Raw genomic sequence first — 13,627 nt, 5'->3', positions numbered from 1 at the left:
TTTTTTCATTGTTCGCTCCTCTACTAATATCCAGAATACGTTTCAATCGTATTTTTTGATAATCATTATTATACTAAAAAAAAAAGACTAACTCGCTTAGCCGTTGGAGTGAACCTTATGGAAAAACAACGAACCCTTAGTAAATCAATCATTATTCTCGGACTCTTTTCTTTTATCACCTCGCTGTCTGGGGAAAGTACTAACTTAGCGCTACCCACGATCAGTCGAGCCTTAGCGATTACGAATAATCAAGCGACATGGATCGTTCAAATTGGCTTGATTACCACAACAATTTTATTAGTCGCCTTTGGTCATCTCGGCGATGTGTTGTCGAAAGAGTTAATTTTTTTAGTCGGTGGGCTTTTATTTACCATTGGCTCCTTAGTCAATGGACTGGCACCGACCTTTGTCCTGCTTCTCTTCGGCCGAGTTATCCAAGCAATTGGATCGGCCATGATCATGGCTAATTCAATTGGTTTGACGACTGAATATTCTACTCCCGAGACCCGCGGAACAACCCTAGCGGTCATTTCGATGTTTATCTCAGTTGGATCGATTTCAGGTCCCGCTTTAGGCGGCGTGATTTTGTCGGTCTTCTCTTGGCGTTGGATTTATTTGATCAATGTTCCCTTAGGACTTATTTTTAGTTACCTTGGATTCAAAACCTTCACGATTCCTAAATTTACAAAAGAATTGTTGGAAGCTCCTTTAAAAGAAGCCAATTGGCTGGGGCAAGGTATTTTTTCGGTTGGGATCATTGTTTTATCCCTTTCTAGTCTCTTTTTCCAAGATATGCAAGCTCGCTATCTAGTCGGCAGTCTAGCCTTCGTTGGTGGTGCGGCCTTGACGGTTTTTTCTTTTATTCAGGATGATCATAGTAAAAGCCCTTGGATTTCCCCTAGCGTTCTTCGCAACAAACGCTTTATGCTTTCGATGTTCGCTTTATTTTTAGCGATGCTGACTAATGTCGCATCAAATATCCTATTACCTTTTTATTTGCAAAGTTTCAATGAGGTTAATCCTTTGATTAGTGGCCTCGTGATGGTTTTACAATCAGTCGTCATGCTGGTGATTTCACCAATCGCGGGACGGTTGTCCGATAAGATCGGCTCTAGTAAATTAATTATCAGCGGTCTAATCGTCTTAATCCTCTCGCAAATCGGTTATACCTTTTATCCCTTATCAATTAATTGGCTACTGATCCTGTTGCCAATTTTATTAAATGGTGTCGGGATGGGGCTCTTTTTATCGCCGAATAATTCATTGGCGATGTCTTTTGTAGAGAAACACTTCACCGGCGTTGCTGGGTCCTTGACTTCTTTCTTTAGAACGATCGGGATGAGCTTAGGTATCAGCATCGCTTCTGCCGTGCTCTTTGCCCAGCTTCCCGGGGTCCGCTACATTACACCTAAGCTGGGGGTAACCTTTATTCAAGCTTTCCACAATGTTTTTTGGGTGATGGCTGCTTTAGCAGTTCTCTGCCTAGTCTTATCCGTCTACGCGATTTCTAGTGATAAAAATAAGGGCAAATAAAAATAGTTCTGCCAACAATCAGCTCTTTCTGAAATTTTGGTATAAAACGAAAATAAGTCTATTCTGATTCCAATGAAAAGGAATCAGAATAGACTTATTTATATTTATGAGGCTCAAGCATGCAAGCTTCAATATTTGCCTAGTGCTTAGAATAAGGCCGCCCTTTGAACCAAATCATTTGGTATTTGATTCAAAGTCAGCATACGCTATGTTCTTATTCAGCTAATTCTTCAAATTGTGAATTGTAAAGAGAAGCATAAAGTCCGTTTTGAGCCAATAGTTCTTCGTGGCTACCTTGTTCTTTGATGTCTCCACCTTGCATGTAAAGAATCTTGTCAGCGTCTTTAATGGTTGATAGACGGTGAGCGATAACAAAGGACGTGCGGCCCTTCATCAAGTTGTTCATCGCTTCTTGGATCAAGCCTTCTGTCCGAGTGTCAACTGATGAAGTGGCTTCATCTAAGATCAAGATCGGCTTGTCGGCTAAGATCGCACGAGCAATCGTCAACAATTGTTTTTGACCTTGTGAGATGTTTGAAGACTCTTCATTCAATTCCATCTCATAACCACCAGGTAAGGTCTTAATAAAGTGATCCACGTGAGCAGCTTTGGCAGCGGCGTAGACTTCTTCATCTGTCGCGTCTAAACGCCCATACCGTAGATTGTCCATGATCGTTCCTTTGAACAACCAAGTATCTTGTAACACCATTCCGATGTTTTTCCGTAGATCTGCACGATTAAAGTCTTTGATATTGTGGCCATCGATTTTAATTGCGCCGGAATTGACATCGTAAAAACGCATCAATAATTTGACCATTGTTGTTTTACCTGCACCAGTCGGTCCAACGATCGCAACTGTTTGGCCAGGATCGACATGAGAAGTAAAGTCTTGGATAACGATCTTGTCTGGTGTGTAACCAAACTGTACGTGATCAAAGTCTACCATGCCTTTTGCTTTATCCAATTGCACTGGATTCTCAGCCATTTGATCTTCTTCGTCTTCGGCTAAGAATTCAAAGACCCGTTCAGCTGCGGCAGCCATTGATTGCAACATATTCGATACTTGAGCTAATTGCGCGATTGGTTGCGTTAAGTTACGAACGTATTGGATAAAGGCTTGGATATCACCAACTGTGATTGTTCCATTATAAGCCATGAATCCACCGACGATCGCTACACCCACATAACCTAAGTTTCCGACAAAGTTCATGATCGGCTGCATCAAACCAGACAGAAATTGGGACTTCCAAGCAGATTTGAATAGTACTTCATTTTGTTCTTTGAATTCCTTCAACGAGTTTTCTTCATCATTGAACAAACGAACGATCGTGTACCCACCGATGGTTTCTTCAACCTTCCCGTTGATAACCCCTAGATATTCTTGTTGGGTTTTGAAATATTTTTGCGAATTTTTCACAACAATCAAGATCAAAATTAATGAAATAGGGACGATCAAGATCGCAACACCCGTCATTTTCACCGAAATCGAAAGCATCATTACGATAACTCCAATGATGGTGAAAGTAGACGTGATCAACTGCGTCAAACTCTGGTTCAGTGATTGTCCTAATGTATCCACGTCATTCGTGATACGCGAAAGAACTTCACCAGTTGTCCGGCTTTCAAAATAGTTCATTGGCATCCGATCGATTTTTTCAGAAATTTCTTTCCGCATCCGATACGTGATCTTTTGGGAAATCGTTGACATGATCCAGCCTTGGATGATTCCGAATAAGGAAGCCACCACATATAGACCAAGCATGAATAAAAGAATACCACCGATTTTATCAAAATTAATATCGCCGGTACCTTGATATTTTTTGATTAAACCGTTAAATAATTCAGTAATTGCTTTTGATAAGATTTTTGGACCCCAAATATTGAAAATTGTTGAGGCAATCGCGAAGATCATTACAAAGAACACCGCGATTTTATACGCCCCAAGATACGAGACTAATTTTTTCAGCGTACCTTTGAAGTCTTTGGCTTTTTCCACTGGCGCAGACATATGTCCAGGACCACCACCACGAGGGCGATTTTGTTTTTGTTCTGCCATTTTATTCGCTCCTCCTTAATCCGCTTCTTCTATGCCTAATTCAGCATTGCTTAATTGTGACTGGGCAATTTCTTGATAGACCTTAGATGATTCCATCAATTCTTCATGACGACCTTGCGCTACGACCCGACCTTCTTCTAAAACAATGATATTGTCAGCATGGAGAATCGTCGAGATTTTTTGGGCCACGATGATTTGCGTCACATCTTTGATATTTTCAGCGAGGGCTTTTCGCAACGCCACATCTGTCTTGTTATCAAGTGCTGAGAACGAATCATCGAAGATCAAAATCTTAGGATTTTTCGCTAACGCACGAGCAATCGATAGACGTTGTTTTTGTCCACCAGAGACATTCGTTCCACCTTGAGAGATTTCACGATCAAAGCCTTTTTCATTCGAATCGATAAACTCTTCTGCTTGTGCGATTTGAGCGGCTTTTTTCATTTGTTCATCAGTAATATCAGAATCGCCAAATTTAATATTTGAAGCAATATCACCAGAGAATAAAATTCCTTTTTGAGGTACAAAGCCCATGATCTCATGTAATTTATGCATGCTCATTTCACGGATATCAATCCCATCAACGGTGATTCGTCCGCCAGTTACGTCGAACAAACGTGGAATCAAGTTAACGATGGTTGATTTTCCTGACCCAGTTGAACCGATCAATGCCGTTGTTTCTCCAGGTTTCGCTGTGAAATTGATATGATGCAAAACATCTTCATCGGCATCACCATAACGGAATTGGACGCCTTCAAATTTCACTTCACCCTTGAAATCATGATCATCTTTTGGTTCTTCAGGATCAACAATCGTAGGTTTTGTATTCAAGACTTCATCTACCCGTCCTGCTGCTACATTTGAACGCGGCAAGATGATTGAAACCATTGATAACATCATGAAGGCCATAACGATTTGCATCGTGTACGTAATGAAGGCCATCATGTCACCGACTTGTAATTGTCCCATGTCCATGTTGTGTCCACCGACCCAGACGATCAGTACTGAGATTCCATTCATTAAAAGCATCATTAACGGCATCATTAATGACATCGCCCGGTTCACGAACATTTGCGTCTTCATCAAGTTCGTATTCGCTACATCAAAACGTTCCTCTTCGTATTTTTCACGAGAAAAGGCCCGAATAACTGGCAATCCAGTGATGATTTCACGAGAAACCAAGTTGACACGGTCAACTAAGTTTTGCAACGCTTTGAATTTTGGCATCGTTGTTAATAGTAAGGTTAAGACTAGAACTAAAACAGCCGCCACGGCCACACCAACGATCCAGCCCATTCCTGTTCCGGTTTTATAAACTCGATAGACCCCACCAATACCTAAGATCGGTGCATATAAAACCATCCGCATGATCATGACGATCCCCATTTGAATCTGTTGGATGTCATTGGTATTACGAGTGATCAATGAAGCAGGTGAGAATTTTTCCATTTCATTGTTGGAAAAGGCTAATGTCTGTTCAAATTGGCCAACCCGTAAATTTTTACCGACTGTTGCGGCAACTAATGACGCGATCAAACCAACGATAATCGCAGCAATAGCTGAGACGAAGGTCAAGCCAATCATTTTAGCACCAGTTTTCATCATGTAATCATTTTGGATTTTTTGGGTATTAACATTTAACGCCTTGTATTCAGCTAAGGTTAATTGAATCCCAACTGTTTTTAGCGAATCTTCACCAACATCGCCTAAGCTTTTCTTCGTCGCTTTACGAGCAGCATCAACTTTTGCTGGCATTGCATCATTTTGTGTTTTGACTTCGGCGCCGATTTTTTGTGCTTCCGCGCCTTTGGCTTGTGCTTCAGCCGCTAATTTTTGTGCTTCCGCACCTTTGGCAGCAGCTGTTGCGCCATCTGTTGCACTTGCCGCTGCTTTACCAGCCGCTTGCGCTTGTTCGCCTAATGCCTTCGCTTCTTGACCTAAAGCTTGAGCTTTCGCTCCGTCTTTAGCGATGGCTTGATAGTCAGTCAGAACTTCTTTTGCTTCTTTCCCATTGGTTGAATCTTTTGATTGGGCGGAAGCAATCATCATCATAGGTAGATTGAAGATTTTTGCTAGTTCATCCTTCGTTGTTCCTTTTTGCAAGTCTAATTTGTAGATATCGACCTTTTTCCCGTCTACGGTTTGAGTTGCTTCTTTGTAGTTATCTTTGATTGTTTGCTTCTCTTTGTCGGTCATGAAAATCTCAAGCCCTTGAAGCGTTGACTTTCTGATTTTGTCTGGTGTCGACTGTTCAAGTCCTCCCTGTTGAATACCAACGTCTACGATATCTGACGTTAAACTAGGCAAACTTAAATCACTGGATGCTTGCACAATTAAAAGCAAGAACACAGCGATGATCGCGTACCAGTATTTTCCAAGATATTTAAAAATCTTCACTATTGATCACTTTCCCCTTCCGCGGATATTTTTTTTGAGTAGTCGACAAACTTAGCAGTTAATTCGAGATATTTTTTAGTATCTGCTTCTCCCATTAACTCAAATACTCGAATAATTTTCGTCCGCATTTCCTGTTTTTCAGCTTTCGCTACTTTTTCTCCAGCTTCCGTCAAGCTGACATTGATCTTACGACGATCGTCAGGATCCATCGTGCGAATGATTAAGCCGCGCTTTTCCAAGTTTCCCAACACAGCTGCGATTCGTGCTGTAGATAAATTAAGTGTGTCTGCTAAAAATTTAGGATTGGCAGGTTCACCTAATATATCTAATGCCTTAATGACGATGTTCGCACCTTTGCTGCTCTTTTCGATCTTACTGAATGCGCCATGGCGATTTTGTACCATCAGCTCCATCAGTTCACGTTCAGCTTCTTCTGCGAATGTCATACGACTCCTCCTTCTTAAAAAAATCTAGTTTCTCATTAATGCCTAATAGTGTTAGTTATTAATGCTGTTTGATATTACCTCTTATAAAATGTAAATGCAAGTATTTTATTCAGAAAATTAAAGAATCCGTTTTTCTTTAAATAAATTTTGAAATATATTCCCTTGACACTTTTAGACAATCAAAAAAAGCCTTCTAGCTGTAAGCATTAACAGACCTGAAGACGATTAAATTTGGTTCAGACAAAACCATTTCCAAATTGCTTCTCAAACTTCGAAATCGTTTTGTTGATTGCCGATAAAGCGAATTCGTTAAGCCGGACATTGATATGCCTACTGTAAAGCGATTGATTCATTTTAGAATTTTCTTCTTTCTTTTATGCAAAAAAAAAGCCGCCGAATCAATCGGCGACTTTTTACTTTTTGCTTATGGGTGAATATATTGTAAACCTGCTGCACTTAACGTTGCAGTGTTTGGTCCAGTCGGTGTTGGGAAGCCCATACCGCCTTGAGTAATTGTAATTGTATTGTTTGATGCGTTGTATGATTGAACATACGCTACGTGTCCATAAACTGGATCAGCATTCCATGTTCCAACTGATTGTCCTTGTCCAAAGACTACGATTGAACCTGGTGCCGGTGATCCGTCTACTTGGAAACCATCAGCCGCTGCTGAAGCACCCCATTGACAGCCGTTGCCCCAATAAGTTCCAGCCCATGGTGCCACACTTTTAACGTACCAAGTACATTGACCAACCGCATACATATTACCTGAACCTGTATGATCGACTTTTGAACCGCCACCGGTTGATGGTGTTGGTGTTGGCGTCGGAGTAGGTGTTGGCGTACTAGAGTTGTCGGTTGAACTTGTTTCTGTCGCTTCAGTTGAAGAAGAAGTTGTTGTGCTTTCTTCACTGGTGCTAGATGAAGCAGTGGTTGAGCTGCTTTCAGTTGATTCTTTTGCTTGCTCTTGTGCTTTCGCTGCATCTTCAGCTGCTTTGGCTTGTTCCGCTTCAAAAGCTTTTTGCGCTTTCGCCGCTTCTTTTGCTTGGCGTTCTTGCTCAGCTTTTTGCGCTTTAGCTGCCGCTTCTTGTTCTTTCAAGATACGCGCTTGTTCTGCTTTTGCTGCTTCTTGATCTTTCTTCAACTTAGCTTTATCTTGTTCAGCAGTTGCTTGTTCTGCTGCGTAATTTGCTTTCACAACATTCAATTCTGCTTGCTTGTTAGCAATTGAATTTTTTTGTGTTTCTAATTCTTTTTGGTTTGCAGCAATTTCTGCAACTTTTGCTTCATTATCTTTAACTTTTGCTTCAACAGCTTTTTCGTCAGCTTTTTGTTGCTCCATTAAAGATTTGTTTGCTTTAACCATTGTCGTCATCGCTTGAACACGACCAACAACATCAGATAATGAATCTGCTTCTAATACAGCTGAAACGTAATTCGTTGCTTGTCCTTTTACTTGTGTATCACGGGCTTGATTATTGATAACTTCATTCCGTTTTGCGATGCGTACTTTTAAAGTAGCGATTTTATCTTGTAATGTTAGTGTTTCTTGATTTAATTTTTCTTGTTTCGCTTCTAATTCGTTAACTTTTCCGCTAACTGTCACAATTTCAGCAGTTAATCCATCGATTTGTGTTTGAACGTCGGATTGCTTACCTTGTAAATCACTGATTTTTTGATCTTTTTCTTGAATTTGCTGATCATAATTATCGGCAAAAGCAATATTGGGAACCGCTGATACGGCGATTGAACATACCAACAATGCTGATAATAAACTCTTCTTCACTAATTATTCCTCCGGCTGTTACTTTAATTTAAAATCTAATCGATCTCATTAAGACAGAAGTAATTCTAACATAGTGATATATCATACAGATAAAAGAAATATTACAAATATATTTCAATCTCGTTTTATTTTATTTTTTACAACCTCATAATTACGCCTTGTGAATTCCAAAAGCATTGTATATCAAACGTTATTTTATGTTGTTTCCGTAAAAAAAAATTGATTCGGATCATTTGTGATCCGAGTCAATTATTTTTGAATGATTATTTTTCCATCTTCCGTTTTGAGATAAGTTATATTTCCTTTCGTATAAAGTTTTGGATATGGTTGTTTTATTTTCTTGATTCCTGCTTTAAATGAAAGATCGGATTCCTTAAAGCAATAAATTCCTCCAGGTAAATCATTAAAGGTAGCTACTCCTTGTTCATTGGTCGCTCTAACAAATGGAATATTTTCTCTGCTGACAGCATTTTTTCCATCAGCTGAATAGAGCCCATAGTGAATCCCCGGCAATGGTTTTCCTTCACGATCTTTCCGAAGCAAGACGAGATCAAAGCGTCGCTGTTTTAATTTGTAAAGATAAATTGCACGATAAATTCCAAATAATAAAAAGCCAACACTTATAACCAAACTGATCAAAATCAAAAATTGCTTAATCCGTGAGTGATTTTGAGCTTTTTTTTCTTGAGCGGCGACTTTTTCCGTATAAGGTACTCGGTGCCCAGTGACTAACAAGCGATGACTATTGATCCCATACGGCGTGCAAGTCATCAAGGTCGCGATATCTCGACCGGGTTCGATCTTAATCGCTGAGGTATTAGTCGGTTCGATGACTTCGATTCTTTCTATTTTATAAGCCAACTTTTTATCCATAACAGTTAAAACAAATAACGCTCCTTTTTCTACATCTTCGAGATTGGTAAAGAGCTGTTTTTCTGGCAAGCCGCTATGGGCGGAGATCACGGCATGCGTATTCGCTCCACCTAATGGGAAGGAAGTCCCTTGTAATACCGTTGCCCCTTCTTGCAATAGCCTTGGATTCGTCTGATCGAATAACGGCAATGTCACCTTTAACGTCGGTATACTGACGGCACCGATCAAATGCTTTTGAATTTCCTGATTACTCTGGATTTTTTTTTCGTTTTTGTCTGTAAAGGGATCAACTGAAGGAATCAAACCGTTTTTTGCTAACTGGGCATTTTTTTCTTTCATTTCTTTTTCTAATTGCTTTTTCTGTTTCTGATTTTCAAGTCGATTATTTTCCTGCAATTGACTGACTCGTCTTTGATCGATTAATCCATTCAACGCATTAATGTAAAGAGGATATGCCATCACCAGTATTCCCGCCAAAAAGACTAGGATCATAAGGACACGGCTAATCAATTGTTTTTTTGACCCCTTAGGTGCTTTCGCCACGGTACCCACTCCGATCCACTCGATAATCGTTCTTTTGTGTCTTTTTTAAATATCTGCGCCGCCCAGATAAATGGAACTGCGCATCCTTCACTCGCCAAATCTTTGCTTTGATGAAAGGTGCTTGATCAAACGCCAAACGATAATTATCCCCCGGAATCTGGTGGAAAAAGACTTCCCCATTTTTTCCACTTGTTGCTTCAAGCAATTCTCCATCCAGCTTGATCGGCCTTTTTTTCCAACGGCTTAAGATCGCTACTGGCATTTCTGCCAACGGTTCACCTTGATCATATAAATAGAAGATTAAATCATAACGATTTTTCTTAGCTTGATATAGTACGACCTTACGCCAAACAAAATAAGCGAAGCCAGTGAGGAAAAGTAGACAGCCGGCAAGAAAGATCAGTAATCTTCTTTGGTGGTAGCGCTGCGTCTTCTGAATTTCTTTTTTTGCTGCTTCTTTTGGATAAGCAATCCGAGAGCCTGTCAATAAAAGGCGATGGCTATTAATACCGTATGGCGTACATGTTAGCAGTGTGACTAAATCTTTCTCTGATTGAATATCCAACTTGCTTAGGTCATGCGGCTCCACTACCTTAATATCTTTAATCTGATAAGCTAGTTTTAAATTTTCAATATGCAGAAAAAACGAATCGTTTAACTTCAATTGGTCCAAGTCAGTAAACAATTTTTTATCGGATAAACCCGTATGTCCCGTGATTACCGAATGTGTTCCCTTACCACCAACCGGAAAAGAAGTCCCCTGCAAAAGGGTCGCACCTTTTTTCAGCAGAAGCTTATTGGTCTCGTCATAAACTGGCAGACTGATATTAATTTTGGGAATAAAGATGGCGCCGATAGTATGCGCTTCAAAATACTCTTTCTCTGGACTCTTTGTATCTGACAAAGCATTTTTAAAAGGATCTTCAAAACTGCCAGCACCAGGAATTTGTGTTTTTTGATTTTGCTTCTTCATTTCTGCAACACGCTGCTGTGCCTTTTTTTCATTACGTTGGCGCATCGAGGATTGAAGTTTGGTGATCCGCTGCTGATCCACGTAATTATTAATCGCATCCACTACGAAGGGATAGATAAAAATAAAAAAGCCCATCAAAAACATCAACGCCATGACCAGTTTTAAGAACAGATTAAGTTTATTTTTCTTCCGCTGATCCAATCTTACCCCTCCTGCAAAATATCTTATGTACAAAAAGGAGAAACTTCTATTTAAGAAGCTCCCCCTTCTATTAACCGCTACAAGCTAGACTTGCGCTGATTGTTTTTTAGAACGTTTGTACCAAATCGCCGCTCCAGCCATCAACATTGCACCGATCATTAAGAACAAGTAGATCCCTTTGCCACCCGTTTCAGGTAAGAATCCAGCAGGGATGTTTTCTACCTCTAAAATTCCAGCTGGGTCTCCATACCCATCTTTTACGATCTCAAACTCGAATGGCTCATCTAACACAACATAGCCATTTGGAGCTTCTGTTTCGACTAAGGCATAAGACTCACCATCTTTGAAACCTTCTGAGTACATCAAACCGGTCACTTCGAAATTCCCTTGGTTATTGGATTCCAAAATTTCTGCATCGGTCCATGTTGCTGGGTCTTGATTAGTGATATCTTCCCAGATCACATTACCTTCTGCATCTTTTGTTAAATAGTGCGTTGGCGTTTTTTGGTCATCAAGTTTAACAACTGCAAATTTTGCGCCTTGTAAGATTTCATTTAAGTTTGGATCTTTTTTGATGAATTTCTTCCCACCCGTGTAAAAATCAGTTGGTTTGTCTGGATCTTCAGGTTTATCCGTCGGTACCCAATTTGCGCCATCATCTAATGAAACCTCTGCATCATTGGTTAACAGTTCATCCGGCAGTGCCTCCGATGTGACAACCATTTGGTAAGTTAACTTGACTTCAGTTTTTCCAGCATCCCTTAATTCATTCAAATCAGCTTCTGATAGTTCTACAATAAATCCATTACCTTTCCCTGCTTCAGTATGGCCATTAATAGTAATACTTCCTAATCCATCAATTGATGCGGTATTATCAACATAATCTAGCCCTTTAGAAGGGACATCTTTGATCTGTAATGTCTGCATTAAGTCTGTTAAGGGAATTGTTACTTCATAATCAATTGTATCGCCAATGTTGACTGTTCCATAACCATTCGCTGTTACTTCACCAGACGTACTAACTGCTACCTTCTCACCTGTTCCTTCAGATATCTCATTCTTTGGATAAATATGGATGTCCCGATTCTTTTCCCGTGTGTTAGAATCCCCTATCTTGAAGATTGGTAATGCTACCACCATTGGATTCTCAGCTTTTTCTGTTGGATGAATTGAAGCGGTCTCTACAAAGACATAGACTGCATCACGTCCATCTTTTTTATCTGCTAAATTTTCAAACTTAACGGTTCCATCAGCAGCGGTAACATCAGACCCTTTAGAATCTGCATAATTAAAATCTCCTGCTCGACGGTTATTCGCATCCGCTTGAATCTGTGCAACGACTAATTTTTGGACCTCTTTAAACGGCATATTTGGATTAGATGTTTTATAATCTGCTAAATATTCATAATACTTATCGGTAACATCAAAGGCCTCAAAAGTAACACCATCTAAGCCATCAATTCCTGCCCAATGATCATCTTCCACACCGGTATTTTGATGTGGAGGATAGTCATCAATTACTTTTAACTTATGGATTGTCACATCTACACTATCCGTTCCAAATGCCTCAGCCTCTGATCCTAATCCTAATAATCCCGTCAATCCTGAAAGCATCATTGCCATTACCGCTAAAAATTTAATTATTTTTTTCATTTCCATCTCCTCCTGTTATTCTTCTTTTCCAAATCATTATTATCATCATTACTAACAAAAAACCGATAAAGGATATCGTCATTTTGGCTTCACCTGTTGACGGCAGCCTCCTACTACTGGTTGTATTACTTCGAGCCCTCGTTGTCGCGGATGGATAGGAACTGTCATAACCTAACGCGTTAGGTAATCTTCCTCGATTATTTTCACTACTAGACTGCTGGTTATAGATCCGCGGTCTCTGGAGTTTCTGTACATTTGAGGGGATAGTTCCCGCTACTCGTTCTTCCATTTCTTGATCCGCAATCGTTACTGATTGATCCCACGAGTCCGGTATGATGACTTTGATTGCTTTTGATGCTTGATTGATCTCATATCCTGAGGCGGTCTTCACTTCCTCAAAATAATAGGTTCCCGCAGATAGTCGAAGCTGATCTGTCAGCACCAATCCATTAGCATCCGATTGATATTTTTTTAAGCTAGTATCTGACAAAGGGTCTCCAGAAGTCCGCCAATGATTTTCCTCAGCTGTTTGTTGATCAGTTAAATAGAATCGTTGACCGTTTTCAAAACGGTAGAGAACAAACTCTGCACCAGCTAATGGCGCCTCTGTACCATCTAAATTTTTGGCGAACTTATAAAAATATGGATCTCGTTGATAATCAGCGTCTTTGAGATATAAATCTACTTCCATTTGCGGTTCATTAAAATCATTTAGGACCGGCATCACTAGCATCAAAGGTGCACTTTGGACTTTCGTATTTAGTGAATTTGTTTCTATCAGTAAATAAGCTGCGCTCTTTCCGTCTTTCACGTTTTGAAGCGTCAGTCGAGCGGTTCCTTCGCTATTAAGTTGCAGTTCGCCACTTTCTGCTAAACTCAAGTGTTTTGAGGCAAAATCTAACGCTTTTTTACGGTTGAAATTGTGCCAATGAGTGACGAGAGCTTTTTGATCTTTTTCACGATCGCCTGAATTCCCAACCGATACTAGATTTCCATCCATATCTGGGGTTCTTCCTGTCAGCAGCCACTCTTGATACAAGTTTGTCGCATCATAAACCAAATATTTTGTACCTGTCACTGCTTGATTTTCATTTTTGTGATGCAAAACGATATTGGTGACACCAACTGCCGTTGCTGCTTGTGCTGTCAAAATTAGGTTTGTCCAT

Annotated in this window: 9 protein-coding genes; 1 reads left to right on the top strand and 8 read right to left on the bottom strand. The window is 40.1% G+C overall.

Going from position 1 to position 13,627, the window contains the following annotated elements; translation table 11 throughout:
• The first annotated feature begins 117 nt into the window (after nt 1–117).
• Complete coding sequence (locus IGI54_RS01620) at nt 118–1,533, top strand: MFS transporter (RefSeq protein WP_430620980.1); 1,416 nt, start codon at nt 118–120, stop codon at nt 1,531–1,533.
• Nucleotides 1,534–1,747: 214 nt separating this feature from the next.
• On the opposite strand, the gene IGI54_RS01615 is transcribed toward IGI54_RS01620, so the two are convergent.
• The 8 genes from IGI54_RS01615 to IGI54_RS01580 all read right to left on the bottom strand — a co-directional run bounded on the left by IGI54_RS01615 (nt 1,748) and on the right by IGI54_RS01580 (nt 13,611).
• Entirely contained in the window at nt 1,748–3,589 is a 1,842-nt protein-coding gene (locus IGI54_RS01615) for an ABC transporter ATP-binding protein (protein ID WP_430620979.1), read from the bottom strand.
• Between the two features lie 15 nt (nt 3,590–3,604).
• Nucleotides 3,605–5,986 carry an ABC transporter ATP-binding protein gene (locus IGI54_RS01610; protein WP_430620978.1) on the bottom strand — a complete coding sequence of 794 codons (2,382 nt, stop codon included), beginning with the start codon at nt 5,984–5,986 and terminating at the stop codon, nt 3,605–3,607.
• Nucleotides 5,986–6,432 (bottom strand): MarR family winged helix-turn-helix transcriptional regulator, encoded by a 447-nt coding sequence (locus IGI54_RS01605; RefSeq protein ID WP_071861592.1) that lies wholly within the window; start codon nt 6,430–6,432, stop codon nt 5,986–5,988. The genes IGI54_RS01610 and IGI54_RS01605 overlap by 1 nt, the downstream gene beginning before the upstream one ends.
• A 424-nt stretch (nt 6,433–6,856) precedes the next feature.
• The gene (locus IGI54_RS01600; RefSeq protein WP_430620977.1) at nt 6,857–8,218 is read right to left on the bottom strand and encodes a CHAP domain-containing protein; all 1,362 of its coding nucleotides are present in this window, start codon (nt 8,216–8,218) and stop codon (nt 6,857–6,859) included.
• 249 nt (nt 8,219–8,467) lie between these two features.
• Nucleotides 8,468–9,634 (bottom strand): class C sortase, encoded by a 1,167-nt coding sequence (locus IGI54_RS01595; RefSeq protein ID WP_430620976.1) that lies wholly within the window; start codon nt 9,632–9,634, stop codon nt 8,468–8,470.
• Entirely contained in the window at nt 9,618–10,808 is a 1,191-nt protein-coding gene (locus IGI54_RS01590; RefSeq protein WP_430620975.1) for a class C sortase, read from the bottom strand. Before IGI54_RS01590 ends, IGI54_RS01595 begins: the two co-directional genes overlap by 17 nt.
• An 84-nt stretch (nt 10,809–10,892) precedes the next feature.
• Nucleotides 10,893–12,461, bottom strand: coding sequence for a SpaH/EbpB family LPXTG-anchored major pilin (locus IGI54_RS01585; RefSeq protein ID WP_430620974.1), 1,569 nt, complete (start codon nt 12,459–12,461; stop codon nt 10,893–10,895).
• On the bottom strand, nt 12,445–13,611 hold the full coding sequence (locus IGI54_RS01580; RefSeq protein ID WP_430620973.1) for a pilin N-terminal domain-containing protein: 1,167 nt from the start codon (nt 13,609–13,611) through the stop codon (nt 12,445–12,447). The genes IGI54_RS01585 and IGI54_RS01580 overlap by 17 nt, the downstream gene beginning before the upstream one ends.
• Between the last annotated feature and the right edge of the window lie 16 nt (nt 13,612–13,627).

It is taken from the genome of Enterococcus sp. DIV0800, from assembly GCF_050559735.1.
GTDB classification, from domain to species: domain Bacteria; phylum Bacillota; class Bacilli; order Lactobacillales; family Enterococcaceae; genus Enterococcus_A; species Enterococcus_A devriesei.
This window is presented reverse-complemented; position numbering and strand designations above follow the sequence as displayed.